At 41.8% G+C, this 26,736-nt stretch carries 18 protein-coding genes, 1 pseudogene and 1 riboswitch; of the genes and pseudogenes, 5 read left to right on the top strand and 14 right to left on the bottom strand.

Annotated elements, in window-relative coordinates; genetic code table 11:
• Positions 1 to 204 precede the first annotated feature (204 nt).
• A complete protein-coding gene (locus tag IGI41_RS04170) occupies positions 205 to 1,935 on the top strand; it encodes an ABC transporter ATP-binding protein (protein WP_430611503.1) in 1,731 nt (576 codons plus the stop codon).
• Entirely contained in the window at positions 1,932 to 3,686 is a 1,755-nt protein-coding gene (locus tag IGI41_RS04165) for an ABC transporter ATP-binding protein (protein WP_430611501.1), read from the top strand. Before IGI41_RS04170 ends, IGI41_RS04165 begins: the two co-directional genes overlap by 4 nt.
• A gap of 144 nt (positions 3,687 to 3,830) precedes the next feature.
• Here IGI41_RS04165 and IGI41_RS04160 read toward each other — a convergent pair whose 3' ends face one another.
• From IGI41_RS04160 to IGI41_RS04135, 6 genes and pseudogenes are all read right to left on the bottom strand, one after another.
• Positions 3,831 to 4,103 carry a GNAT family N-acetyltransferase gene (locus tag IGI41_RS04160; RefSeq protein ID WP_430611499.1) on the bottom strand — a complete coding sequence of 91 codons (273 nt, stop codon included), beginning with the start codon at positions 4,101 to 4,103 and terminating at the stop codon, positions 3,831 to 3,833.
• On the bottom strand, positions 4,103 to 4,375 hold the full coding sequence (locus tag IGI41_RS04155) for a (4Fe-4S)-binding protein (protein WP_430611497.1): 273 nt from the start codon (positions 4,373 to 4,375) through the stop codon (positions 4,103 to 4,105). Before IGI41_RS04155 ends, IGI41_RS04160 begins: the two co-directional genes overlap by 1 nt.
• A 212-nt stretch (positions 4,376 to 4,587) precedes the next feature.
• Complete coding sequence (locus IGI41_RS04150; RefSeq protein WP_430611495.1) at positions 4,588 to 6,771, bottom strand: alpha-galactosidase; 2,184 nt, start codon at positions 6,769 to 6,771, stop codon at positions 4,588 to 4,590.
• 31 nt (positions 6,772 to 6,802) lie between these two features.
• Positions 6,803 to 7,609: pseudogene (locus IGI41_RS04145) on the bottom strand (carbohydrate ABC transporter permease); the annotation flags it as partial.
• A gap of 11 nt (positions 7,610 to 7,620) precedes the next feature.
• Positions 7,621 to 8,496 carry a carbohydrate ABC transporter permease gene (locus tag IGI41_RS04140; RefSeq protein WP_430611493.1) on the bottom strand — a complete coding sequence of 292 codons (876 nt, stop codon included), beginning with the start codon at positions 8,494 to 8,496 and terminating at the stop codon, positions 7,621 to 7,623.
• Positions 8,497 to 8,557: 61 nt separating this feature from the next.
• Positions 8,558 to 9,847 carry an ABC transporter substrate-binding protein gene (locus IGI41_RS04135; RefSeq protein WP_430611491.1) on the bottom strand — a complete coding sequence of 430 codons (1,290 nt, stop codon included), beginning with the start codon at positions 9,845 to 9,847 and terminating at the stop codon, positions 8,558 to 8,560.
• A gap of 169 nt (positions 9,848 to 10,016) precedes the next feature.
• Between IGI41_RS04135 and IGI41_RS04130 the strand changes: the two genes are divergently transcribed.
• Positions 10,017 to 11,540 carry a response regulator transcription factor gene (locus IGI41_RS04130; protein WP_430611489.1) on the top strand — a complete coding sequence of 508 codons (1,524 nt, stop codon included), beginning with the start codon at positions 10,017 to 10,019 and terminating at the stop codon, positions 11,538 to 11,540.
• Entirely contained in the window at positions 11,537 to 13,243 is a 1,707-nt protein-coding gene (locus IGI41_RS04125) for a sensor histidine kinase (RefSeq protein ID WP_430611487.1), read from the top strand. Before IGI41_RS04130 ends, IGI41_RS04125 begins: the two co-directional genes overlap by 4 nt.
• Positions 13,244 to 13,305: 62 nt before the next feature.
• Here the strand turns inward: IGI41_RS04125 and IGI41_RS04120 are convergent, their stop codons facing one another.
• The 5 genes from IGI41_RS04120 to IGI41_RS04100 all read right to left on the bottom strand — a co-directional run bounded on the left by IGI41_RS04120 (position 13,306) and on the right by IGI41_RS04100 (position 22,367).
• A complete protein-coding gene (locus IGI41_RS04120; protein WP_430611485.1) occupies positions 13,306 to 14,352 on the bottom strand; it encodes a hypothetical protein in 1,047 nt (348 codons plus the stop codon).
• Between the two features lie 117 nt (positions 14,353 to 14,469).
• Complete coding sequence (locus tag IGI41_RS04115) at positions 14,470 to 15,318, bottom strand: class C sortase (protein WP_430611483.1); 849 nt, start codon at positions 15,316 to 15,318, stop codon at positions 14,470 to 14,472.
• 115 nt (positions 15,319 to 15,433) lie between these two features.
• Complete coding sequence (locus tag IGI41_RS04110; RefSeq protein WP_430611481.1) at positions 15,434 to 17,263, bottom strand: SpaH/EbpB family LPXTG-anchored major pilin; 1,830 nt, start codon at positions 17,261 to 17,263, stop codon at positions 15,434 to 15,436.
• A gap of 5 nt (positions 17,264 to 17,268) precedes the next feature.
• Entirely contained in the window at positions 17,269 to 18,732 is a 1,464-nt protein-coding gene (locus IGI41_RS04105) for an isopeptide-forming domain-containing fimbrial protein (RefSeq protein ID WP_430611479.1), read from the bottom strand.
• Complete coding sequence (locus IGI41_RS04100) at positions 18,732 to 22,367, bottom strand: SpaA isopeptide-forming pilin-related protein (protein ID WP_430611477.1); 3,636 nt, start codon at positions 22,365 to 22,367, stop codon at positions 18,732 to 18,734. Before IGI41_RS04100 ends, IGI41_RS04105 begins: the two co-directional genes overlap by 1 nt.
• Before the next feature lie 356 nt (positions 22,368 to 22,723).
• Here IGI41_RS04100 and IGI41_RS04095 point away from each other — a divergent pair, with 356 nt between their 5' ends.
• Entirely contained in the window at positions 22,724 to 24,190 is a 1,467-nt protein-coding gene (locus tag IGI41_RS04095; RefSeq protein ID WP_430611475.1) for a helix-turn-helix domain-containing protein, read from the top strand.
• A gap of 128 nt (positions 24,191 to 24,318) precedes the next feature.
• Here the strand turns inward: IGI41_RS04095 and IGI41_RS04090 are convergent, their stop codons facing one another.
• The 3 genes from IGI41_RS04090 to IGI41_RS04080 form a co-directional block, all read right to left on the bottom strand.
• On the bottom strand, positions 24,319 to 24,849 hold the full coding sequence (locus tag IGI41_RS04090; RefSeq protein ID WP_430611473.1) for a folate family ECF transporter S component: 531 nt from the start codon (positions 24,847 to 24,849) through the stop codon (positions 24,319 to 24,321).
• A gap of 26 nt (positions 24,850 to 24,875) precedes the next feature.
• Positions 24,876 to 24,973: riboswitch (THF riboswitch) on the bottom strand.
• A 162-nt stretch (positions 24,974 to 25,135) separates the two neighbouring features.
• Positions 25,136 to 25,318: a hypothetical protein gene (locus IGI41_RS04085; RefSeq protein ID WP_430611471.1), complete on the bottom strand. Its 183-nt coding sequence runs from the start codon at positions 25,316 to 25,318 to the stop codon at positions 25,136 to 25,138.
• A 30-nt stretch (positions 25,319 to 25,348) separates the two neighbouring features.
• Positions 25,349 to 26,572, bottom strand: a complete 1,224-nt coding sequence (locus IGI41_RS04080) for an MFS transporter (RefSeq protein ID WP_430611469.1) — start codon at positions 26,570 to 26,572, stop codon at positions 25,349 to 25,351.
• Positions 26,573 to 26,736: the final 164 nt, after the last annotated feature.

Raw genomic sequence — 26,736 nt, 5'->3', positions numbered from 1 at the left:
ACTTTTTTTCTCCAGACAAGACAAGCATCCGTTAAATGTTAAATAAAAACTTAACTGAAGCGGTTGCTTTTTGAAGGCTTGTTTTCGCGGCGTTTTGACTATGGTAAGATAGCACTAACGAAGAGGAGGATGTATGAGAATAAGTTTTAACTATCGCGTCATCTCTGCGCACTTATTTTTAAAACACATATATAGGAGGCTTTTATGCTAGGTTTATTACGTTTTGCCAAGGATTATCGCAAGCAAATCATTCTTGGTCCATTTTTCAAGTTTTTAGAAGCTGTCTTTGAGCTGGTTTTGCCATTACAGATGGCCGCGCTCGTTGATGAGGGCTTGCGTCAGAACAATTGGTCTAAAGTCGTTGAAATGACCCTTTGGATGATTGCGATGTCGGTGATTGGTATGGTCTGTGCAGTGATTTGCCAATACTATGCTTCTGTAGCTTCACAAGGTTTCGGTACGGAGCTGCGGAATCGGCTGATGGCCAAAATCAATGCATTGTCACATAGCGAATTGAATTTGTTCGGTACCGATACTTTGATCACTAGGATGACGAATGATATCAACCAAATGCAGGTTGCTTTGGCAATGTTGATTCGTTTGGTGGTTCGGGCGCCTTTCTTGAGTATTGGTTCCGTGATCATGGCGTTTGTCATTGATTGGCAAGCAGGTCTGATTTTCCTATTGGTGTTGCCTTTATTTTGTATTGTTTTGTTTTGGATCATTGCTAAAACAGTGCCTTTATATAAAAAAGTCCAAATTCATTTGGATCAACTCAATGAACTGGTTAGTCAAAATTTAAGTGGGATTCGGGTGATCCGGGCTTTTGCGCGGACGAAAACGGAGACCAAGCGTTTTGATGAAGCGACAGATGAACTTGGGGATATCTATTTACGTGTCACCAACTTGTCTGCCCTTTTGACACCAGCAACGACGCTGATTATGAATATTGCGATCGTTGGCTTGTTTTATATCGGCGGTTTCAAAGTCAATGTCGGCAATCTGCAACAAGGACAAGTCTTGGCATTGGTCAATTACATGAACCAAATGCTGCTGGCCTTGATCGTTGTCTCTAACTTAGTGATCATCTTTACCCGCGCCTCGGCTTCTGCTTCGCGGATCAATGAAGTATTAGACGCGGAACCTTCTATCGATGATCAACTTTCTGAAGTCTTTTTGGATCAGCCCAAAAACAATGCGGGGGCCATTCGGTTCGAACATGTTGATTTTCGTTTCTCAGCAGACTATGGTTTGGCTTTACAGGATATCGACTTTCAAGTTGCACCTGGTTCGACATTAGGCATCACCGGTCCAACAGGTAGCGGCAAATCCGCTTTGACACAATTGATTCCCCGCTTTTATGATGTAGCGGCTGGAAAAGTCATTGTTGATGGCCAAGATGTGCGAAAATGGCCATTGCAGCAATTACGGCAAAAAATTGCCATGGTGCCGCAAACTGCAGTCTTATTTACCGGCACGATTCGGGAAAACTTGCAATGGGGCAAAACGAACGCAACAGATGAAGAATGTTGGCGGGCGTTAGACATCGCCCAAAGCCGCGACTTTGTTGAAGCTTTGCCACAACAGTTAGATACCCCGATTTTTGAAGGGGGCAAGAATTTCTCAGGTGGGCAAAAACAACGGCTGACGATTGCCCGTGCATTGATCGCCCGTCCCGATATTTTGATCCTTGATGACTCTTTGAGTGCCTTGGATTACCAAACGGATCTTGATTTGCGCATGGCGCTGAAAGAAAACTTGCGTGGGACTGTCATCATCATTTCCCAACGGGTCCGCTCGATTCAAGATGCGCAACAAATCCTTGTTTTAGACCAAGGAAAACTCGTTGGCAAAGGCACCCATGAGGAATTATTGGCTAAATCAAAAGAATATCAAGAAATCGTGGCATCACAAGCAGAGGAGGAAGACGAATGAAAAAGAAATCGATCGATTGGTCCGCTTTTGGCCGCTACCTCCCATACTTAGGTGCGTACCATAAAGAAACTTGGACTGCTGTGCTTCTCGGCATTGCCAGTGGTGTGTCAAGTGTATATATGACATATTTGATTGGTCAGGGTGTCGATCAACTGATTGGCGCCGATCAAGTTCACTTTAGCATGCTCTACCGCATTCTCTTGCTATTTGGCGGGGTAATGCTGGTCACTGTGGTCAGTCAATGGTTGATCCAACGGTTGGGCAACCGGGTGGCTTATCTTTCTGTTGCTGATTTACGCAAACAAGGATTTGCGCATTTGAATACATTGCCGCTACGCTATTATGATCAACATTCTCACGGAAATATCGTTAGTCGTTTTACCAATGATATGGACAATATCTCGATTGCTGTGTCAGCGGTCTTCAACCAACTTTTTTCTGGTATTTCAGTGGTTCTGATCGCCTTGGTGGTGATGTTCCAAATGAGTGTGCCCCTTACTTTGGTGGTCTTGGTATCGACCCCTATCATTTTCTTCGTGAACTGGATCGTGACGAAAACATCGCAAGCCCATTTCGCGCGCCAACAAGAGATCGTTGGTGACATCTCGGGCTTTGTGACGGAAATGATCGGAAACCAAAAAATCGTCAAAGCTTTTGACCGTGAAGCAATCAATCAAACGCAATTTGAAACGATCAATCAAGACTTGAATGTGCGGGGCCAAAAAGCACAATTTTCTTCTTCATTGACCAACCCCCTTTCACGTTTTGTCGACCACTTGGCTTACTTGTCTGTTGGCTTTGTCGGAGGATTGTTGTTTTTCACTGGTACGGGATCGGTCACGATTGGGGTCATCTCTAGTTTCACGATTTATTCCACCCAGTTTTCTAAACCATTTATCGAACTATCCGGGATCACAACACAAATCCAAACAGCATTGGCTGGATTGGCTCGGACCTTTGATTTGCTGGATCAAAAACCAGAGTCTGCGGACGACCAGGATTCCCTTTCATTAGATGTGATCGAAGGCAAAATCGATTTTGAAGATGTTGCTTTTGCCTATGACCCAGACCAAAAATTGATCGAAGGGTTTACCTTTACCGCACAACCAGGTGAAACAGTGGCGATCGTTGGGAAAACAGGGGCTGGAAAATCAACGTTGGTCAATTTACTGATGCGCTTTTATGACGTTGACAAAGGCGCGATTCGGATCGATGGTGTCGATATCCGACAACTGAAGCGGGAAGACTTGCGTCAAAGTTTTGGGATGGTATTGCAAGATACTTGGTTGTTTGATGCTTCATTGCGAGAAAACTTGCAATACGGCAATGCTGAGGCGACGGACGAAGATATCTACCATGCCTTGAAAAGTGCGTATATGTATGAATATGTCATGCGCTTGCCGGATAAGCTGGATACGCCGATTGGCCATCAAGGAATCAAAATCTCAGATGGACAACGGCAATTATTGACGATTGCACGAACGATGATCTCTAATCCCCCCATGTTGATTTTGGATGAAGCCACTAGTTCTGTCGACACATTAACGGAGAAAAAAATCCAAGATGCTTTCTTACAGATGATGCAAGGCAAAACCAGTTTTGTGATTGCCCACCGCCTGTCTACGATCCGTGCGGCTGACAAAATTTTGGTCATGGATGCTGGTCAAATCGTCGAACAAGGGACACATGAGGAATTACTTGCGCTGCAAGGCTACTATTATCGCTTGTACCACGCGCAATTTCAGCACTAAAAAATCACGCTTCGTTTTCTATCGAAGCGTGATTTTTCATTTGATGAACCATCGATCATCGACCGCGAAACGATTGTTGACAGCGTCTTTCAACCGATGCAATCGGTAATGATCGATGAACTGAATATGTTGGGCATGGGTCGTTTATTTATTCCATACATCCGCATATTCAGCTTTTTGTTCAAACTCTTTCTTCGCAAAAGGACACAATGGAATGATCTTTTTGCCATCATGACGGGCTTTTTCGACGCCTTTTGCCACTAATTTTTCTGCCAATCCTTGCCCCCGGTATGCGGGATCAACAAATGTATGATCGATGATCATTCGTTCAGTCCCTGCATCTGACCAAGTCATTTCACCAATTTCTTTGTCGCCATCTCTCAAGGCAAAGCGATTTTTTTCTTCTACGATTTCCATCATGATTGCTCCTTTTTGATAAATTTTAAGGCACCACTAGGACACGTATGGATCACTTGTGCCACTTGTGGGGCTTCTCCGTTATCTGGTATGATCCAAGGTCTGCGTCCAACTTCAAAAACCGCTGGATTGCCCCGTACACAGTTGCCGCTGTGGATGCAAATTTCCTTATTATAATAGACATCGATGTCTTCTCCATGGTACTTGCGATAGCCACCTGCCAACAATGCTTCTTCTGTCACTGGTTCACCAGCCAATGTATGACCGTCCATGTGACCGCCTCCTTATTGTTCAACTTACAACCTGTTTTTGACGTTTCTATCATACCTTATTTTGTGAAAAAAAGGAAAAAAATGATCTCTTGATGATGGCTTTATGAGATTTTCTTTAGCCAATACAAATCAAAAATAAGGACTCAAAAGATCTCTATCTTTCAGTCCTTATTTCGGGTGATAAAAAAAACTATTTACTTTTAGCCAATCCTTTATTCACTTGCCTTAAAATGATACATCTGCGACACATAATCCCCTGCTAGGTGCGGATCGATATAAATACCCATCTGCATCAATTCATCACCGCCGATCACACCATACGCCGAATCATAACGCTTTTGAGGATCTAATCCTTGTAATTTTAATGTGACCAGCGGCGCTGAGGCTTCTGTCAGTACACGAAAATAAAAGACAAGCGCTTCTGAACGATCTTTGGCGATATACATCCATGCCGTATCATTGCCTTCAAAAGGACTAAGCAAACGTACAAAGGTGCCAAATTGCAGCAGTTGGCGATGTCTTTGATACAAACTGATTTGTTCTTTGATCGCCGCTTTTTCTGCAGTTGTCAATTGTGTCAGGTCAAGTTCATAACCCAATAGTCCTGACATCGCCACATGTCCTCTGATCGATAGATCGGTTTTGCGATGGGTCTGGTGATTTGGAATCGCTGAGACGTGAGAGCCCATGGTAGAAGGTGGATAGACCAAACTTGTGCCATATTGGATCTTGAGACGTGCGATGGCATCCGTGTTGTCACTGGTCCATATCTGCGGCATGTAATACAGGAATCCTGGGTCAAAACGCCCCCCGCCGCCAGAACAGCCCTCAAATAAAATATGCGGATAAGCTGTCGTCAATTTTTCTAGAAAGTCATACAACCCTAACATATAGCGATGCGCGACTTCCCCTTGCTGTGCTGGATCGAGCAGCAAGGAATAAACATCAGACATATTGCGATTCATATCCCATTTGATGTAATCGATGGGGACACGATCGAACAAGACTTGCAGTTGGTGATAGATATGGTCTCGAACATCTTGACGTGAAAAGTCTAACACATATTGACTTCGGCTGACTGCTGGTTGGCGATTTGGTACTGCCAAGCGCCACTCAGGATGCGAGCGGAATAATGCACTATCGCCGGAGACCATCTCTGGTTCTACCCATAAGCCAAATTGCAGCCCTTTTTCTTTGATTTTTTTCGCAAAATTGGCAAGTCCTGAAGCAATTTTGCCTTCGTTTTCAAACCAATCGCCAAGAGATGTGCCATCATTTTCCCGCTTGCCAAACCACCCGTCATCTAACACAAATAGTTCGATGCCCAAAGCTTTGGCTTCATCCGCTAAAGCGTCCAGTTTCTCTTCATTGAAATCAAAATAGGTTGCTTCCCAATTGTTGATCAAGACCGGGCGTTCGCGACTTTTGAAGGCACCACGAATCAAATGGGCGTCATAAAATGTGTGATAGACATGAGAGAGTTGATTCAGACCTTGATCACTATACGCCATCACGACTTCCGGGGCTTGAAAGGTTTCCCCTGTACCCAGCTGCCATGCAAAATGATAGCTGTTGATACCCATAATGACTCTCGTTTGCGCATATGGATCGCGTTCGATGATCGTTTCATGACTTCCGCTGTATAACAGACTAAAACCATAACATTCCCCTTGGGATTCATTGGTCTGCGGATCAGCTATGATACTGAAAGGATTTTGCTGATGGCTGCTGGACCCGCGTTTGCTGTCTAAACGTTTGGTTCCAATATGGATCGGTTCGCGGGTGATTTGCCGTTCGCGGGCCCATGCCCCCTGCAAATGGATCAGGTCTAAGGGACGATTCGGAAAATCGATGGATTGGCTAGCGAATTGTTCGATCCGCACGTTTTGTTCATGATGGTTGATCAACTGACTTGAGCGAACAATGGCTGCTGTATCGTCAAATAGCGAGTAAAACAATTTCAACTCTAATTGGGCTGTTTCATCCATCAGTGATAGACACAATGTTTCGATAGCCGCTGCCTCGCCATGGGTTTGAGGCAGACCCGTAAGTGCAGGCTTGCCTTGCATGATTTGATGGTCATGATAGACAAAATGCGTGACATGACTGCCGTCTTCATGGCGAATATCATAGGCTGCCTCGCGAAAATCACCAAAGCCATTGCCTGGAAATTCCATCATTAAGGTGTCCAGTGACAAAAATCGATCCGTACTGCCTGGCGGATTTGGCGAAAATGAACGATCCAAACGAGGATAGCGATATCCGCCTGAATAGGTTTCTACATGCTTGCCAAAATAGATATGGGCTAGATTTCCACCTTCTTCGATTTGCATCACATAGCTGATCTGCCCATTGCTTAAATGAAAAATCTTGTTTGTTTGATCAAATGTAATCATTGTTTTCCCTCTTTAATTGGTTGATAGGTGTTTATTTCACAGAACCAAGCATTCCTTGGACGAATTGTTTTTGCAAGACAAAGAAAATAATCGCTGTCGGTAATGTCGCAATCACGATCCCGCACATCATCATCCCGTAGTCTGGTGTATAAGAAGCCCCCATTGCCGAAAGCACCAATGGCACAGTTCGTTTGTCCGGTGATTGTAAAGCCACCAATGGCCACAAATAATTGTTCCAACTATTCATAAATGTAATGATCGCTGCTGCCGCATAGGTATTTTTGGCTGTCGGCATGTACACTCTAAAGAAAATACTCAGTTCATTCAAGCCATCGATTCTAGCAGCTTCCACTAATTCTTTGGGGAATGCTTTGATGTTTTGCCGGAAAAAGAAAATCAAGAAAGCGGTACAGACAGACGGCAAAATCACGACAGCAAACGTGTTGATACCGATCGGTGTGCCACTCAATTGACTAAACATCCGGTACAAAGGAATCATCAATGCCGCAAAGGGCACCATCATCGACAACAACAAAATATTGAAAATACGGTCTTTGGTCTTGGTGCGATAGATTTCAAAGCCATAGCCGGCCATTGATGAAAACAACAGTGCAAAGACGGTGGTGATCACCGCGATGAAAGCTGAGTTTCCAAGTGCTCGGGTAAAGTTCAGATCTGAGGCAAATAGATTTTGAAAGTTGATCACCAATTGATCACCGATCATGATTTTTCCGGCAACGATATCAAAGGTTTGGTTGGTCATGCCTAGAATCATCCAGACAAAAGGAAAGATCGAGATAAAGGCCAAAATGGCTAAAAAAAGATATTTAAGTGTCAGCGATACAGTTTTCAATTTTCTTTCCCTCCTATTTTTGTTTGAATGATCGACAAGATGACAATCGCAATCACGATGACAAAGGAAACCGCAGCAGCATAGCCGAAGTTTGGCGTAAACTTATAGCTCAAGTTGTAAATATACTGAGACAAAGTAGTCGTCGCGTTTGCAGGACCACCGCCTGTGATATTTTGGACTTCGTCAAATAATTGTAATGTACCAATCGTCGAGGTAATGGTCGTGAACAAAATGATTGGCCGTAAATTTGGGATCGTGATTTTGAAAAATTGATCCCATTTGGTGGCACCGTCGATTTCTGCGGCTTCATAAATACTTGGTTCAATATTTTGCATGCCAGAAATGAAGAAGATCATATTGTAGCCGGTCCAGCGCCAAGTGATCGCAAAAATGATCAGCACTTTGGCCCAAAAAGGATCGGTCAACCATTGGATCGGGGCATCGATCACATTGACTTGGGTCAAGAAATTGTTGACCAACCCATTGGCTGAGAAGAGGCTTTTCATGATCAATGAATATGAGACCAGCGACGTAATACAAGGCAAGAATAAGGCTGTTCTAAATAAGCCTTTGAATTTTAGTTTTTTGTCGTTCAATATGTTCGACACGACCAATGCCAAAAAGAGCATGATCGGGACTTGGATCAATAAGTATAGGAAAGTATTCCCAAAGGCTTTTTTAAAGGTCGAATCACTCAACATGCGTTGATAATTCCCTAGGCCATTAAAGGTCATCGCTGTTGGCGGACCAGATTGGAACGATGTAAATAAAGCTGAGATCATTGGAATAAAGACCAATGCTGTGATCAAAATAACCGGTAATGTGATAAATGCATTGCCATTGGCAAACCAATTTTTTGATTTGTTTTTCATTGTATATCCTCCTTAACACAGAAACTCGCGATTCCTCACGAGTTTCTGCAAAGTTGTTCGATTAGTTTGCAATCTGTGCTTCGACTTGTGTTTGTGCATCCGCTAAAACTTTATCGATATCTTCACCATTAATGACCCGTTGCAAGCTTTCTGTCAATACGGATTCAATGGCATAGGTATGGTTTCCATAGTTGACTGGTGGAATTTCTTGCGACCATTGTGAGAAATCTTGGAAGACTTTTTGTCCACCATAGAAATCTAGGCCTGATGTATATTCTTCGGTTTCCTCAGCTGCATTCATTGTTGATACCAACCCGATTTCTGTCGCCAATGTTCCCATCAATTCTTTGTTGGTTGCAAATGTATTCGATAAGAAGTCTTTGGCATTGTCTTCACCGTCAACACCTTTGATCACATACCAGCCAGCGCCGCCGATACTTGACGCATTGACTGAATTGCTGTTGCCGGCAATCGATGGAATCGGTGCAATCGCCCAGTTGCCGCTTTGGTCTTCAGCACCTTGGATCGTGCTTGAATACCAAGCGCCGGTTGGTGCTGATGCGACATTGCCTGATTGCACTGCATTCACGCCGCCATCCCAGTCAGAAACTTGTTCTACTAAACCTTCATTCAATAATGTTGCCAAAACATTCAACCCTGCTTTAAATGATTCATTGTCCTTGATGGTTACTGTAGTGCCATCTTCACCGGTATACCATTCACCTGCTGATTGCATAATGATGCGCGCCAGACCTAAATCGCTTGGGTCTAAGGACATCATTGGGTGTCCTGTTTTATCTTTGACCTCTTTCGCGATTTGGATGAAATCATCCCAAGTGATATCTTCTAAGTCAGCTGCTTCATATCCCGCATCTGCCAAATAATCTGTCCGGTAGAACAAGCCTGCTACCCCACTATCAAAAGGCACACCATAGATGACATCATCCACTTTGTTGACCGCAAATTTATAACTAGAGAAATCATCCTCATTGACGATATCGGTCAAATCACTAAAGGCATCTGGATACGAGGATAGATACCCTTGGATGCGATAATCTTCGATCAAGACAATATTTGGTAAACCATCCGTATTGCCCGAAGCCAAGCTGGTATTCAATTTTTGAACGATATCATCTTGGGACATCGTTACCACTTCAACATCCACATCTTGGTTCTCATACACTTTTTTGGCTTCATTGACTGCTTTGATATTGAATGTTTCATCCCAAGCCCAAACAGTCACTTTATCAGAAGAACCGCCCCCATCTCCAGCACCAGATTCACCACCGCCGCATGCTGCTAATGTCAAAAGCGCTGCTGCTGTTACAATAGATGTCATCAATTTTTTCATTTCTATCCCTCTTTCCTTCTTTTTTACATTCTCACTATACATCGAATCTGTAACCGTATTCAATATCCTTGAAAGAGCTTACTAAAATTGTCCAAAAAAAGAAAAAATTTACCAATGGCTATCTTTTTTGAAAGCGTTTATATTAAAATAGAGAAATAGGGGGGATACTATGGCTACTTTACATACTGTCTTGTTGGTGGATGATGAGGCAACGATTCGTGATGGATTGAAACATATGATCCGTTGGGAACAAGCGGGTTTTCGCTTATTAGGGGAAGCTGCAAATGGGCAAGAGGCTTTAACCAAAATCAAGGAACTACAACCAAATATCGTGATCACCGATTTAAAAATGCCGCAAATAGACGGCATCCAGTTAACGACGATCATTCAGCAACAATATCCGGAGGTACATTTCTTGGTCTTGAGCAGCTATGATGACTTTCATTATGTCAGTCAGTCTTTCAAAAATGGCGCACTTGATTATTTGCTTAAACCGACTTTAACGCCAGCTTCATTACTGGCAACCTTAGACAAGATTTCAAGTAAAATCACCCACCAGCAAGGATCTGTCTCTGAACAAGCACCTATACAAGAAGCATTGAATCGTTATTTAGCAGGCTACGAAGAAGATCTGGATACGTTGGATGCCTATTTTACAAGACCGCATGACACACACAACTATTGTTTGCTTTATACCAACTTGAGTTACTTTCATGCCAATCAGCAGCTTTTTCACGCCCTTAAAGAATTCACTGAATCAGATCGTTCTTTGCAGGCGTTGCCTTTTCGCACGAGCAATCATGATGCGGGCCTTTTGATTGGTTTTCCCGAGAACCATGATTTTTTGGTGCAGTTAAGAGGGTGTATCGCAAAATTGACCTATACTGAATCGGAAGCGTTTTTTTCTTTGAGCACCCCCTTTCACACCATTGATCAATTGCGACCGGTTTTCTTACGATTAAAAGAAAAAAGCCGCGGACAGCACTTCTTTTATAAACGCCAACGGTTGGTTTTGGAGACAGAATTATTTCCTTACATTGCAAGTGAACGCTTTGATACCAAAAAATTCTTACGGGCGTTGCTGGATAATAACTTTTTGCTGGGTATCACCCGGATTGAGGAATACTTCAATGAAATGATTTTATCAAATGTGGATCCTGTTTTTTTGAAACAACAAGCTGGCAGTATTTTCTATACTTTATTGTCCCGCCTAGAAGAAGAATTTCCAAATGAAGCCACCTTTAGTCGCATCAAAAATACTTTTTTGCGGGAAGTGGCCACTGTCCGTTATCTAGAAGATTTCTCTGATCTGCTCCTCACCACGATCGAAGAGATTCGTCAGCAACTGACGCCATTGTCCCCATTAGATGAAGATGACCTTTTGGTGGCGATCCAACGATTTATTCAAGACAATTATACAAAAAGTTTGTCTCTTTCCGAGTTGGCAGACACATTTCATTTTAGTTATACCTACTTATCGGCTTTTTTGTCGGCTAAATTAAAAATGAGTTTCTCTGATTACCTAAAAAATATCCGTCTCGATAAAGCAAAAGAATTACTGGTTCAATCAGACTTTAATTTATCTGAGATCAGCGAAGCGGTTGGCTATTCTGACATCAGCTACTTCTCTAGAATCTTTAAGAAAGAGTTTCAAATGACCCCTTCTAAATATCGCAGGATGAATCAGTTATGAAATGGCGGCAATGGATCAAAAAAAATGAACTATTCAGCCGTATTTTTCTATTTGTAGTGGTTGGGGTGATCAGTGTCTGCTTATTGACAGTCTTCGTCATTTACAGCCGCTCAAAGGCTGCCTATGTCGATTCTTATCAAAGCTCCAATGCACTGCTATTGGATAAAATCCAAGAAGATTACGAGCGATTAAATGACAATATCAACCGGATTTTCGACATTGTTGATGAAAGCAAGGCAGTGGAAAGCTATTTAAAAGGGGATTTAAATCAAGGACGAACGATTTTGGAATTGAACGATCAATTGCAAGATACCCGATCACTTTTTCAAGATATTCCCTCCAATTTGGTTTTGATTGGGGTCAATGGCCGCACCTTTTTCCAAAATGATGCTGTCCGCAATCAATCCGTCGATGCATTTTTGGCAAGCAGTTTTGCCCAAACCATCAACGACAACCCAGCGATCAGCCAGTATTATTTTTTAGAACAAGGCCTAAGTACCTCCACTGCGGATTATCCAGGCCTCATGTATGTCAGAAAATTGATCAAGAATGATACGGTCTTTGGTTATGCCCTGATATTTCTGAAAGAAGTCGATTTTGCATCGATTTATCAACAGTTGCTTGATACCAGTCTTCATTCGATCTATATCGTCAACAGTGACAACGAGATTCTTTCCACGTCAGAAAAACAGTATCTTGGCGGCGCTTTTGATCAATCTTTGGTGGCAGAAAAAGCAGCAGTCAGCGTCAATCAATTGCCGCTTTACTCTTATCAGTTCACTTTATATGATGTTTTAGATGAAACTCATTTGGTCCGTAACATGCATTTGATCCAACCAGCAATCTTGATTTCGTTGATGAGTATTTTGCTATTCAGCTTATTTGCTTTCTGGATCATTCGCAAAATCACCAAACCCATCTATCAATTGATCGATAAAATCCCTGCAGTGACGCAAGGAGATTTTAGTGAAAAAGTATCCTTGGCAGGTACCTATGAAACCCGTGAATTGGGCCGCGCATATAACTTGATGCTGGAAGACCTCGAATCTTATGTCGACCATCTGATGGTCACTGAAGCAGAAAAGCACAAATTTGAGATTCGTTCCTTACAAATGCAGATTCAGCCGCATTTTGTCTATAATACGTTGACGGCCATCAAATTTTTGATTTGGCAAAATGAACAAGAGAAAGCCACGCAAGCAATCGACAGCTTTGTGCAATTGCTGCGCCACACGTTCAATCGAAAAGAAATCGTCCCTTTAAAAGATGAACTGGCGATCGTTGAAGAATACTTTATTTTGATGAATGTGCGTTATGGCGACCGGATCCAATCGTCTATTTTTTCCGATGAAGGTGCGGAAGATATCTTGGTACCAAAAATGATTTTACAGCCAATCATCGAAAATGCGTATCTGCATGCCTTTCCAGCTGCAGATACTGGCTATATTCAAATCTTCTCCCGCATCACCAAAGAGGGGTTGAAAATTGAAATCATTGACAATGGCGTCGGCTTTGTTGAAGCAGATACCCAACAAAAAAATCAGAGCTTTGACCATTATTCTGGTATCGGACTAGCCAATATCGACCAGCGGATCAAATTATTGTACGGTCCCACTTTTGGTTTGACAGTTCATTCTCGTTTGAATGAAGGTACGACAGTTGTGTTATTATTGCCGATCAAACGAAGGTTGGATCAATCATGAAAAAAGCATCACCACGAATGTGGTGATGCTTTTGCTCATTTGTCCAGCTTTGGTAAGCTGTATTAGATCCGATTTTCATGCTCTGCTGTTTTCACCAAGTTGGCACCAACCATGCCGCCAAGTGAGGTTAAGGCTAAACCTAAGACCATGGCAACAAAGCCCCAAATCGATGCTTTGGCTGTGGTATCACTTGCTTCATCAGCTGCTTGCCGCGCATCTTCAATGGCTTGATCGATGTCTTGTTTTGCTTGTTCAAGATTCTGTTGTGCAGTTTCGATTTGTTTCTGTGCTTCGTCTGATGCAGTTTGTAAACCGTTCACGATATTTTGTGTGGCTTCATCTGCTTCTTGTTGGCTTAGCTCAGTATTTTGTGCAACTGCATTTGAGATGGCTTCCTCATCAACTGAATCACCGATCGTTGCTGCACGATCTTGTAACTTGCTGCCTAAATCATCGATGATTTGATCGGCATTTTCTGGGTTCGTCGCGATTTCCTTCCCAGCTTCCGTGATCTCATCTGTCGCATCTGACAACTGATTTTGTAAATAATCAGGTTGCAATTCAGCCACATCAGTATCTTCTAAAACATCATTGATATTGGCTTGCAACTCATCAGTATTGATATCACCCATGTTCCCAGTGATTTCATCAAAGGCTTTTGACGCAACATCAGCTGTACCGCCAGCCACATTTTCTACAGTGCTGCCAACTGCTGAACCAATGTTTCCAAGCAGTGAACCAACCAATGAAAAGGCGCCAACTGTTAGGTAGGATAACATCACAACCATCACGATCATACTTGTTGCCCATGTTAAGAACCCATGGACCAACCCAATACGTCTTGCTGAGACACCTGAGACAAAACCAGCCCCAAACAATGCCAACACGAATGTCACGATTGTCCAAATAATCAAACCTGTGCCTACGCCATCTAATGGATTATTTGATGTTGGTTCAACCATACCAAAACCAATTGCAGAACCAATCAACGACAATGTCATAAATAGTGCGATAAATGTGACAACCCCTGCAAAAATCGATCCCCAAGACAAATTATAGCCTGCCTCACGCTCATCTGCGCCTAAATAATGTCTAAATCCTCTTTTCATTTTGTTTCCTCCTATTCTTTACTACATCAATAGCTTAACAACAAGATGTTTTTTTATCAATTAAGACGACTCGCCATTGATGGGTTACTGAGAAAACGATGAAAATTGAAAGTTGGGTTATTTCACTCGATTATCCGTACTGTTCCGTTTTTTTTGATAAATAATCATGAAAATAATCAGTGAAATAATGCAGCAAATGACAATTATCCAGATTATCCAGCGTTTGTTTTTGCTGTGTGCTTGTTCTTTTAATTCTGTTTTGCTTTCTGCGGTGTAAGGTATGCGATGACCGCGAACCAATAAGCGGTGGGTATTGATCATATAAGGTGTACAAGTCAGCAAAGTCACATAGTCTTGTCCATCTTCCACGAGTAAATCATCTGTTTCAGTAGGCAGGATCACTTTGATTTGATCGACTTGATAAGCATGGGTTTCTTGATTGATCTCAATATAAAATTTGTCCTTGATCTCAAGGTCTGGCAACTGATCAAACAATGTCGCCTCTGGCAGGCCCCGATGAGAAGACAAAACGGCATGTGTGTTCTCTCCCCCGATTGGATAGCTGCTCCCTTCTAATAAGGATACCCCTTTTCGCAAGAACAAATCTGTCGTTTGATCAAAAATCGGCAAATCAACATTGATCGCGGGTATCTTTAAAACCGCGATCATATGGTTTTCGTAATAACTTTTATCTGCCTCTTTTGGTGTTTTGGCTAATGCTTCAGTGTAGGCAGTTAATCCAGGCGCTGTTTTTTCCGACGCTAACTTTTGGTTTAATGCTTCTTGTTTTGCCATCATTTCAGCAACTTCTTGCTCATTTCTCTTGCTGGCTTCTTTTTGGTATTTGGCGATCATTTGCTGATCGAGAAAGTCGCTGATTTGACGATTGATAAAAGGATAAGAAAAAATGACGATACCAATCAATAAAACCAGTACCATGATCATGTCCAAGTATTTTCTTTTCATTGCACCCACCTTCCCTATTGTTAACGAATAAAAAAATAAAAAACGGCACATGCAAGGTTTCTGGATGTGCCGTCTTGTCATTCAGTTCACTTGGTGTCTTATTGTTGAACAAGATTTATGCCTGTTTTCTCTTTGAGAAGTAGAGAACTGCCGTACCAATGATCATGAGACCAGCTGCCAAGAATCCTGCGATCCCCATTCCTCCGGTCAATGGCAAACTTCCTTCAAGTTTATTCGTAACTGTCATCACTTCAACGCCATTATCTGCTTGAAATGCCCATGGATTTTTCGGTAAGACATAGCCTTCTGGCGCCTTGGTTTCGATCAATTGGTAAGTGATTGGTTGCCCGCTTGCATCTTTTTGTGCAAGACCAGCAACTACGATTTCACCATTTTCACCAGAAATGAAGGTGTAGGCTTGGTCTTGTTGTGTTGTCCAAGAAACTTTTCCCTCTTCAATGACGAGATAACTGTCGTCTCTTTTGACATGAAATGCTGCACCTGACAAAGGATTTTGTGTATCCGCGTTGATTTTCTTAAATGTTTTCCCATAGGTCATGACCGATGTTTCGTCTGTTTTGGGGTGGAAATCATTGTCTAGCTCAATTTGGTTGTCAATTGCTTGACCAAGTACTGCGTCAGGTTTTAATTTCATTTTGATCGTTAGATGGATGGTTTGTCCTTGATAAGGAATCAAAGATGCAGGATCGAAAGTAAAGGTCAATTCGTTGTCTGTCTTGACTTCCACTAACGCTGGATCAACAGATACGCCATTGATCAACAAACTCGCTGCGATTTCATTTGCTGACGATACAAGTGTCAAAGCAGCATCTGGTGTATCGATCAATTGAAATAGCGAGTAGCGTGCGATATCCTTCGGAATTTGTTGTTCGATGGTATACGTGAAAACCTGATCGATGTCCACATCACTGTCATCTACCGTTTTTGTTGGTTCAGGAACTTGATAGTTATAGGCTTCAGCTTGGTCACTTGCTAAAACCTGATTTTGATCAACATCAAAATAATCATACGTGATTTTCAGCACTGAAGTTTCTTGATCACGGGCTGTATGAACAACCACCGCAGGATTCGATCGATAGTGGTAGACCTCTTGATCCGTTGTTTGTTTCCCTTGCAGCGCAACCGATGAGTCAATTTCGATAAATTCATAGACAGCTTGATCTTTTAAAATCAATCCGTCCGCGTGGACGATTCCCTGGTCATTTGAAACAAATTTAGCCGCGCTGGCTTCATCGGCATCAAAACGATTGGTTTCTGACGAGTAGTACTGGCCATCGCGTTCTTTCAGAATGAAGGTGGCTCCAGCTAAAACAGCTGGCGCCTGTAGATTCCCCTGATCATCGATCGCCACACCATATTTTGTGAATGCCAAGTCATTGGTTTCGTATTGATTTTTGGGATAAAGATGGACGTTTTCTTTGTTGGCTCCATCATCGTTCAGTACAGGCAATCCCACCACAAAATCGACGGCTTTTTCTGCAATGGCACCTGCTGGTGTGGTTGTTTCTTTGAACAGATAGACTGCATTCTGTTTGTCTGAGATGACCGGCAGCAGTTTAGTTGTTGCGCCGTTTGCGTCAGTTAAATCAAATGCATAGGATGGCAGATCCGTCACATCGATGGCTTTGACCGCATCATTTGCTGCATTTTCCTTCTCAGATTGGCTTCCTGTTGTTTCGTTATATACTTCCCAATAGCGCTTTGTCACATCATAAGCAGTAAATCCGGCATTTTTAAGGGGTTGTGCATTCTCCCATGACATTTCATCCCCACTGTTTTGTTGTTCTTCTGGCACTGTATCAAAAATCAACTTGTGCAGCGTGATTTGTTGCGTCTCCGTGGTTTCAGCCGCTTCCACAGTCCCGTTGTACCCCCATAGTAAAATTGGGATGATGAACAAGATACTCACCCATAATTTTTTCATCGTTCTTACTCCTTTTCTCTCCTCATTTGAATACAGCCGATCAACAGAATCATGACAATGCCTACCAACATTAGTTTCGAATCATTGCGTTCATCTGTTTGCGGCAATTTGCCGGATGGCTTTTGTTTTTCTGGTTGGGTCGTCTTTTTATTGACAACCGTCAAGACTTGATTAGATGCCTCGTAGGTGCCTCTGGCAACCTCGAAGGCGATAGCGGATCGATTCTTGGTATAACCCGTCGGTGCACTTTTCTCCTCTAAAAAATAGGTCCCATATGTCAATCCATTGATTGCAAAGAGTCCTTTATCATCAGAGATCAATGTCACAAAAGAGGCATGGTCCATATCAGAATTGCTGGTGACCCAACGATACCCTTGATCGGTTTGGGCTAAGTAGTCACCTGCTTGATTTTTGATCAAAAAGGTTGCGCCTTGAAGGGCTTGCTGATTGGCGGCATCGCTCTTGATGAAGTGTTTGCCTCCTGTAAAGATCCCCTTTTTGTCTTTCAGAATCGGGTCATCATTTAGCCATAATGTCGCTTGGTTTTCAAAGTAACTGACATTCGGTCGTGTCCCATTTAAGTTCATTTGATAGGTGATCGTCACTGATTCTCCAATATGATCTTGCAAATACTTTGCCGAGAAAGTAACCGAGAACCCACGCCCTTCTTGACTGATTTGATAGGTATCCCTTGGCATCTCTGAGTCAAAAGCTACTTTCACCGTATCCATGACAACAGTCAACCCCTCATCAGGCGCATCCGTCAACACCAAACTTTCGGTATCTAGGATGGTGGAAGGAATGGTGATCCGCGTTTCAAATGTGACCTTATCCCCATACTGATAACTATCTTTGGGATCAGCAAGGGTTTTGATCAAACCAGGTGGAACTTCTGTTGTTTTGACTTGTTTGACATAGACAAAGATTCGATTCAACGCATCGCCTTGCCCATCGATGATGGGCAATACAATCAAAATCGGTGCTGTGTCATTTTCTGTTGCTTGGAGCAAAAAGACACTGTCACGGCCTTCAGTCTTAGGATTTACTTGAAAGTCCGCTTGCCCGCTGACACCATTGACCGTATGGGTTGTGGCCTGTATCTTCGCCGAAGCAGCAAGTACTTCTGAAGAAATACTTGCAATGAATTGCTGCTTTGCTTTGTCTTTCGTGATATCAAGATTGGGATTTTCTTTGATAAATGTTGTGTAGGCATGAGTCACATTGACCAATTCAAAAGATGTCCCATCGATTCCTGTATATTCTTGCAGCAATTCATCCCCCATGATCTGCTGCTGATCCAACGTCTCCTGGTCGCTGAAAAGGAGGTTTCTTAGTGTGATCGTCACTGTTTCTGTTTCTTCTGATGCCGTTTCAGCTGCTTGTACCGAATAGCCAAAACAAACACTGAGTATCACTAAGCCAATCCAGCCAAAACATGCGTGCCAGCAGTATCTACGCCATGTTTTCATCAACGCCACCTCCGTTTACGATAGAACCAAGGAACTGCAGCACCAAACATGAGCAAGAGCCCACCAACAATAAATGGGGTTACACCGATACCCCCGGTTTGCGGCAATGTCGGTAATGCATGATTCGATACTTTGAGTACGATCAGGTTTTCAGCATCTTGCTGCTCGACTGCTACGATTTGGTTGTCGATCGTTACTTGTCCATCTTCGGCGATGACAATCGTGATGGGCTCCTTCAATCCTTGAAATCCATCGGGTGTCTTGGTTTCTGTTAATTCATAACTACCCGGACGCAATCCTTGAAAATCGAAAGTTGATTCATTCGTACTGGTGATCGTTTGGTCAACATCCTCATGATTGGTCAATCTGAAACTAGCGCCGGCTAAAAAATTTCCAGCTTGATCGATTTTGGTGACCTTCAAATGAAAATCATTGAGCGCATTGTCGATCAATAGTTCTTGCAACTCAAAAAGTGATTCTTTTTCATTGAGGGTGCTTGTTAAGTTGATTCTTGATCCATCAGGTCGAATGGCATAGCTTTCTTTTTCATTGACAATGTGTATTGCCCAAATCCCCTCCGCCAAACGATAGCCGCTTGGTGCTGTGATTTCTTTTATTTGGTAAACACCAGCTGGTACATTTGTGGCAAATGTGATCTGTCCGTTTTCATTTGAGGTTGCTTGGATTGGAGAAATGCCTTGTCCTGACAGTTCAAATACCGCTCCTGGCAACGGAATTGATTGATCACTATTCATTTTTTTCAGATTGATGGCAAACAAAAAGCGCTGATTGATCAATTGATGTTCTTTTGGCAAGCCATCGATGCTTAACGTACCATCCGTATCCACGATTTCAAAAAGCTGATCTGCCATTTTTTGATATCCCTCAGGGGCACTGATTTCTTTTATGACGTATTTGCCAACTGGCAAATCTTTGAAGGTCAATTGCCCATCTATATCAGATGTTCGCTGTTGGATGACTGCATCTGGGCTGCCTTGTAAATAAACCGCAAACGTCGCACCACTTAACGGTTGCTTTTCTTCATTGACCTTGGTCAATTCGACAGAAGTCGTCAATAACCGATTGGTCACTTCTAAGGTTGTTGTCGTGCTAGTCGTTTCTGCAGGAGCATAGCTTGGCGATGCGTATCCAGGTACGCGATTTTGATCATCTGCTTTTTCGATCACACGATAGACAATCAATTGGCCATTTCTATACTTGGGTAGATTGGTAAAGCTTGTTGACAACTGTTCTCCCGAATCAGACGGAGATATCGTCAGTTTTTTGCCGCTGACATCTACCCATTCACTGTCATTTTTTTCTTGTAATTGGAGTGTGATTTCTCGGCGCAATCGATAGTTGTTTTCTTGGTCTTGCCATACTTTCTTCACAATCAGCGAACGGGTAGTCGCTTGTGTACGAATCGATGGAACAGCAAAATGCAAATATTCATTGCTTGATTTGTTCATTTGTCTATTTTCGAGATAGGTCGTCTGGTTTGCGGGATAAAACAAACCATCACGATACTGTTCTTTCAACTCAATGGTGTATGTGAGACGGATGCCTTCATGGACGTTGTCTTTTTCCGCTAAATAGAGATTGGACAATGTGATGCCTGCTGTCCCTTGATTCAATACAGTTTGTTTCGCATAATCGGGATAATTGGCATTCGATGATTCGATCGTCGATAAACGCGTATCATTGACCGATAAGGCTGTGACTTTTGCAGAATCAGCTTTCAGTGTCACATAGGTACTCATGGGATCATTGATGGTGGCGTTTTGAACAGATGCGCTAAAACTAGACGAGATTCGATTCAAGACTGTGATCAATTCATTCTTATTATTTGCCAGATAGGCACCGTCTTTTCCGATTTTCTTCAGCACATCGTTCGTTCCAGAAGCATACCCAATCGAATAGGTCAAAATATTTTTGTTCTTATCATCAGCGAATCGTTTTGTCATATGCGCAATTGTAGCTGTGGCACTTGCAGCAATTGAGCCCGTGGTACCATCACCTGTGAAGTAATTTGTCGTACCTTTTATTGCGCTATAGGTATCCAAAGCAGCAGTACTCGTTGCTTTCAAAGATAAAATATTATTCGTTAAATTGTTATAATTTGAATTTGGTGCAAAAGTTGGATCTCCATCTGTTAGAACGATCATCACCTTTACTGCATTGCTTCTTGCTTGATATTCGGTACTTGTTAACATTGCATAGCCGGCGTCAACGCCGAAATAAGTTGGTGTACCAGAATTTTCGGGCGCAGAATTAGCCGAAATGATCGAACTATTCGTCAGTGAAGTTCGATCACTGGTAAAAGCACTGCCATTGGTAAATTTCTGTACTTCCGCATATGGAATATGTTGCCGTCCATTAGGTGCTGAGCCAAATGAAGCGACACCGATCCTGATGGACCCGTTATTTTCAGTAGTCAATAAACTATCTGCAAAAGAACCCACGGCTTCCTTCATGATTTGCCATCTTGATCGATTGTTCTCTAAAGTCTGGTTCATCGATGCAGATTTATCTACAACCAATGCAATATCTACTGGTTGACTGGTTTTTAATGCTTTTCCAATAACATCTAATTGTATCTTGAATTGATTGGGATCCTCGGTGGGCATGACGATTTTTTTGATGTAGGCATCCTCATATTCATGATACCCATTCTCAAAATTTTGGCTGCTGCTATAGGCATTGTGTGCAGTTGACGCTCCTTCAGTGAAGATGTCTGAAAAATTATAATTCATCACATTTTGAGACGTCTGATTGTTTAGATAACTATTGGTATGGTGATTTGGATAGGTCCCATCCGCTGCCGTATGATAATTGAATGGATCTGCATTATCCGTTAATGATGCAGGCACAATAGTCAACGCTCGTGCTTTGATCCTAGGCAACTTGGCTGTGCTGCTTTCATTCGTTGTTTCACTATTTTCAGTTGTTTCCTTTTGGTTTGTGGCTGGTTCTTTAGACGTTGCTGTGGTTTGCTCCGAAGACAGATCCTCTTTCTTCGAGTCAGGGGTCTGGTTGTCCTTCATTTCTACGCTGCTAGTTGATGACGCAGTTTCCCCAACTGCATCATTACTGTCAACAACTTGTGGGCTGCTTGACCCACTTGTCCCGCTGTCCCATTGCGCATGTTCTTCTCCTTGACTTTGAGTCATGGCCTTTACCTGGCTCTTTACTGAGATTGGCCGTGTTGTTTCATATAGTGTGACCATTTTTTCAGCATTGGCAGGGTCTGTTTTTTTTACTTTCACTTGTAGATCAATCTTCTTTGCCGCTTTGCTGGTACGTAGCGTCAGTGTCCCTTTTTGTGCTTCGGCGCTTTCTGCTGATGTGAGCCAGTCCCCCGCCACTGTCAACCCAGCCTGATCCAAGTAGGAAATCTCTTGATCCGCTGTGATGTTTAGCCAAAGTTCACCTTCAGGTAGATCATATGTGATTTTCCATACTATGGCATCGTCTTCTGCTAGCGTTGATTGTGCATCGATTTTCACCGCTTCATGATCAAGTACATGGATCGATTTCGTTGATGCATGGACGGGTTGAATCATCAAAAGAGACGTGAAGACTTGTAAAATGATGATGATAACACCAACGATGCTGCTGCCCTTCATTGCTTTCATTTTCTCCCCCTCTATTTTCGATAAACCTACTTTTGAAATAGGTTTTATATTGGCATCTTAGCAAGAGGAAGACGGTCAGACAATTTTGCAAAAGCGGCAAGCGTCTAATCTATCTCCATATTTTATCGTCCATAAAATAACATTAAACCTTCATATTGATTTAAAATTCCAAAAGATCTTTGTCATTAAAGTTTAAAGAAATTTCAAAAAATTACATACTTTATAGATAACGATGCAAAAAAGAATTATTATCACTTTATAATTATTTTATTCAAATAAAGAATGTTATGTATTATTTTTTTGAACGATTAATATTTTTGTTTTGTGATAACATTTATGTGAAGGGAGGTTTTGTGATGGAAGAGCTGTTATTCACCAATTATGACAAAAAAAAAATAGCTATTTTGAAAATTTTGAATCGACGAATCGGTCAGCATACACGTATCAGTGTCCTTGTTGAAGAATTGGAAGTTTCTTATCATGGGATCGTGGCCTTACTTGAGGAGATGCAACATGAGATGATGTTGTTGTTTGGTCTTACACTATGTGAAAAAGGATTCAAAGTTATCCCCTTTCAACAACCAGTCTGTGAAAGCAGATATTTCAAATATTTGGCTGAACAATCAATGGCCTTTCAATTCCTTCTCACTTCTTTAACGCAACCTCAAACAACGATCGAGACATTCGCTGCACAACATTATGTTAGCCGTTCCACCGTGAATAGAAGCTTGAAGAAATTAAAAGATTATTTAAAAGAGAAAGAGATTCAATTAAACATTTCTAAAATCAAGCTAAGTGGCAGTGAAATAGATATCCAGCTTTTTTTGGTTCATATGTTGCTGATGATCGATCCAAAGCGCATAGAAGTCCTATTTCGCGACTTTCGCAAAGAAGCTGGCATTATGGTTTGTCTGCGGCAGCAAAATTTATTGAGCAATTATCAACATGTCGTGCTGATTATTTTTATTATAGCAAGGTTACGATATACCCAAGGGTATCGTATACAAGAGGTCAAGGGGTTCGATGCCTTTTATCCCTCATTGGATCATGAATTGAATGACTATTTGCACGGATTTATTAACGATGAGCAGCAGTTTTCTTATCACCGGCATTATTTAAAGGGGTTGATTTTTTTCTTGCTGCATTATACAGATCGTTCAGCCCATCAAGATGGAATCATTGATCATTTCTCTGAACATATCAAAAAAGAACAGCCGCTGTTTGCTCAGTTGTCTGATGAAATCGCGCAGTCACTTGATACACACTATGCTGAAAGAAAAGCCAATGGGAAGAAGTGTTACGAGGTTGAGCGGATCATCTTTTTGATTTTGTATTTTACTTTTGCCACAAATGGCCGTCCTTTAAATTTCTGGTGGTTAGATCATGTGCATGAAGTTCCCCAGAGAAAACAATCAAATCTACTTGAAAAAGACATACGCAAAATAATCAATAAATATGCGCGACGTGTGGGCTATGAGTGGGTAAATATTGGAAAAGCGAACTTACCAAGCTATTTGGCTTTTTTCATCTTTCCTTATTATCAACATCGACGGATGGAAAAATTACGGATCGGCCTGCTCCCCACCTTAGACTTTTCCGCCATTCAGCGCTTAAGTTTTTTCTTAGAACATGTTGAATTTATCGAATTTGGCATAGCCAACAATGCTGAGAATAGCTTTGATTTCTATCTTGCTGACTCTGAAAAGGCCCTCCAATCAATCAGCAGCACACAAATCATCCCCTTTCATCAGGCCAAAATTGAGGATATGTCCTCCTTATTTGAAGTACTATGGGAGAAATATTTGAAAAAGAACAACAGATGATGGAGCAAATTTTCCAGAGATTTATCCATTATTTTTGCCTTGTCTTCCATTGACAGAAAAAGCCGCCGAAAAAATTTCGGCGGCTTTAATGGATGTTGTTTCATTCGTTGTATCGGCTAAATCATCATTTAAAAAAATCGTCGGCTCAGTCGTTTATATGGTACAGCGCGGCCAACAACATAAATCATGGCTGTTTGGATTGGGAACATGATCACAGCTTTGAGCAAGCGGACTGACCAAATCGCCCAACTTGTCAGTGGGATATTCAGCATCATCGCCAACCAAATAGGGGTCAAAATCAGTGTGATCAGCACCGTATTCAGCAATACGACCAAAGCGGCTCTTTTGAGCGTCACTTCCTTACGATAGAAAAAGAACCCATAGATCAATCCACCTATAAAGGCATTGATCGTAAAACCAAAAAAGTACGCTGATTTTGGAAATAGCACCATTCCTGCAATATCCGCCAATGAGGAGCCTATGGCTGTCCAAAACGGACCGAATAACATCCCCATGATCATTTGGGGAACAAAGGAAAAAGTGAGTTTGATGTAGGCTGTTTCAAAGCCTAAAATTTGCGACAAGACCACCATTAAGGCAATCAAAAGTCCCATGATCGCGATCATGTGTGCATCGACTTTTCTTTTCATAACGAGCATCTCCTTTTAGAGCTGCTACAAGTTCATGCAGCGAATGCGAAAATAAAACCGCGGACCCTTGTCCTTCGTCCGAAAGGCAACATCCCATCCTTTCAGCACTTAACGCTTTATTTCCTACTCTGATTTTTATTAGGTATTGCTACCCAGACACACTATAGCACACAAACGAAACATTCGACAATTTTTCATCTTATTTTTTCTGAAAGTTTTCTTTTATTGTTCGCATTTAACAAAAAAAGCCTTCCTCAGCGCATGTATCCAAGCGTTGGGGAAAGCTTTTTCTGGTTCAGCCAATCAAGTTGTCATTGATCAAGACTGATTTGATATCTCTTAATTGATGATCGATTTCGACTTGTTCGATCGTCATGCTGGTAGTGACTTCTTTCATCGCATGCATTTCTTCATTTAATTCATTGACATTCATCACTAATTTATTCAATGCCTCAATAATCAGTTGATTGCTATCCATGTGTAGAAACTCCCTTCCTTATTATTTTCTTTATTTTGACTCTTTGACGTGTTGTTCTAAAAGACTTGCATTGTCGACAACATGTTTTGTTTTATAAAATAATTTGTACAAGACCACCACAACAACTGGAATCAAACCACAAATGATATAGATTTGAGAATAATCAAAGAGGCCGTGTAAACTACCTAATGCATAAGGACCGACACCTAAACCTAAATCCAAACCAATGAAGTACGTCGACAAAGCGACCCCGATTCGATGTGAATCAACTTCTTTTAAACAAACAGCTTGTCCATTTGACATGAATGTACCGTAACCCAGACCAACGAAGCAACCGGCAATCAACAACATGGCACTATTGCCAGTGATACTTAATAGAAATAATCCCAATGTCAAAAAGATAAAACTTGGATACATCACGGCATCCGCTCCATGACGGTCAAACAATTTTCCTGTCATTGGTCTAGTAAAGGTCACAGATAGTGCATACACCACAAAGAAAAAGGCGCCGGCTGTTTCTAATCCCAAGTTACTTGCATAAATCGATAAGAACCCAAGTACACTTGAGTAGGCCAATCCGATCAAGAAGGCGATGCCTGAAATAAAGAAGACTTTTGGTTCCACAAATGATTTTACAGACCATTTCTTTAATTCAGCAGCATGCTCCGGTGCCAACGTGATATTTTTGACTGGAAAAATGAAACATGCAATAGCTGTGGCAAGTGATAAGATCGTTGCCAACCAAATAATGAATCGAAAACCTAGTGTTGGCAATAATAACATCCCAATAAATGGCCCTACAGCCGCTGCCAAACTCGTACTTAATCCATAATAATTGATTCCTTCTCCATGTTTAGAAGCTGGAATATATGCTGTGACGATTGCATTGGCTGCTGTTGAAACCATACCATAAGCAAATCCATTCAAAAAACGCACACCATCTAAAATAAAGATATTTGATGAAATCAAATAGGCTGCGGTCGTCACCACATAAAAAACAATCCCCCAACGCAAAATGGCTTTGCGTCCTACCAATTCCAAAATTTTCCCAATATATAAACGAGCGATCAATGTCCCAATAATATAAATACCGGCTGCCAATCCCGCTTGAGCAGTCGTTGCCCCTAATTCCTGCGTGGCGAATTTTGCCGTGATCACGACAAAACAATAATAAACAAGAAAAACAATAAAATTGATCAATGTAATGGTAATAAATCCTTTGTTCCATAGTTTTTCAGTTTGACTTTCTTGCATTTGCTGCTTTCTCCTCCTTTGATTCTGACCCATATCGCGTAAAGAAATGATCCCTCCTGCTTCTCTATTGAATGCTCTAACTATACTGAAAATGAAATTTTCTGAAAATCGCTTTTGTTGCTAAAAAAGCGCAATAACAAGAAACATTAACATTTGTTATTGCT

Source organism: Enterococcus sp. DIV0876 (assembly GCF_050529585.1).
Taxonomy (GTDB): domain Bacteria; phylum Bacillota; class Bacilli; order Lactobacillales; family Enterococcaceae; genus Enterococcus_D.
Note: the sequence above shows the minus strand (reverse complement) of the source record. Positions and strands in the feature narration are given on the sequence as shown.

What these genes read in the sequence shown, in the direction of transcription:
- IGI41_RS04170 (WP_430611503.1), top strand. Translation starts at nt 205, where the DNA reads ATGCTAGGTTTATTACGTTTTGCCAAGGATTATCGCAAGCAAATCATT.
- IGI41_RS04165 (WP_430611501.1), top strand. Translation starts at nt 1,932, where the DNA reads ATGAAAAAGAAATCGATCGATTGGTCCGCTTTTGGCCGCTACCTCCCA.
- IGI41_RS04160 (WP_430611499.1), bottom strand. Translation starts at nt 4,103, where the DNA reads ATGGAAATCGTAGAAGAAAAAAATCGCTTTGCCTTGAGAGATGGCGAC.
- IGI41_RS04155 (WP_430611497.1), bottom strand. Translation starts at nt 4,375, where the DNA reads ATGGACGGTCATACATTGGCTGGTGAACCAGTGACAGAAGAAGCATTG.
- IGI41_RS04150 (WP_430611495.1), bottom strand. Translation starts at nt 6,771, where the DNA reads ATGATTACATTTGATCAAACAAACAAGATTTTTCATTTAAGCAATGGG.
- IGI41_RS04140 (WP_430611493.1), bottom strand. Translation starts at nt 8,496, where the DNA reads ATGAAAAACAAATCAAAAAATTGGTTTGCCAATGGCAATGCATTTATC.
- IGI41_RS04135 (WP_430611491.1), bottom strand. Translation starts at nt 9,847, where the DNA reads ATGAAAAAATTGATGACATCTATTGTAACAGCAGCAGCGCTTTTGACA.
- IGI41_RS04130 (WP_430611489.1), top strand. Translation starts at nt 10,017, where the DNA reads ATGGCTACTTTACATACTGTCTTGTTGGTGGATGATGAGGCAACGATT.
- IGI41_RS04125 (WP_430611487.1), top strand. Translation starts at nt 11,537, where the DNA reads ATGAAATGGCGGCAATGGATCAAAAAAAATGAACTATTCAGCCGTATT.
- IGI41_RS04120 (WP_430611485.1), bottom strand. Translation starts at nt 14,352, where the DNA reads ATGAAAAGAGGATTTAGACATTATTTAGGCGCAGATGAGCGTGAGGCA.
- IGI41_RS04115 (WP_430611483.1), bottom strand. Translation starts at nt 15,318, where the DNA reads ATGAAAAGAAAATACTTGGACATGATCATGGTACTGGTTTTATTGATT.
- IGI41_RS04110 (WP_430611481.1), bottom strand. Translation starts at nt 17,263, where the DNA reads ATGAAAAAATTATGGGTGAGTATCTTGTTCATCATCCCAATTTTACTA.
- IGI41_RS04105 (WP_430611479.1), bottom strand. Translation starts at nt 18,732, where the DNA reads ATGAAAACATGGCGTAGATACTGCTGGCACGCATGTTTTGGCTGGATT.
- IGI41_RS04100 (WP_430611477.1), bottom strand. Translation starts at nt 22,367, where the DNA reads ATGAAAGCAATGAAGGGCAGCAGCATCGTTGGTGTTATCATCATCATT.
- IGI41_RS04095 (WP_430611475.1), top strand. Translation starts at nt 22,724, where the DNA reads ATGGAAGAGCTGTTATTCACCAATTATGACAAAAAAAAAATAGCTATT.
- IGI41_RS04090 (WP_430611473.1), bottom strand. Translation starts at nt 24,849, where the DNA reads ATGCTCGTTATGAAAAGAAAAGTCGATGCACACATGATCGCGATCATG.
- IGI41_RS04085 (WP_430611471.1), bottom strand. Translation starts at nt 25,318, where the DNA reads ATGGATAGCAATCAACTGATTATTGAGGCATTGAATAAATTAGTGATG.
- IGI41_RS04080 (WP_430611469.1), bottom strand. Translation starts at nt 26,572, where the DNA reads ATGCAAGAAAGTCAAACTGAAAAACTATGGAACAAAGGATTTATTACC.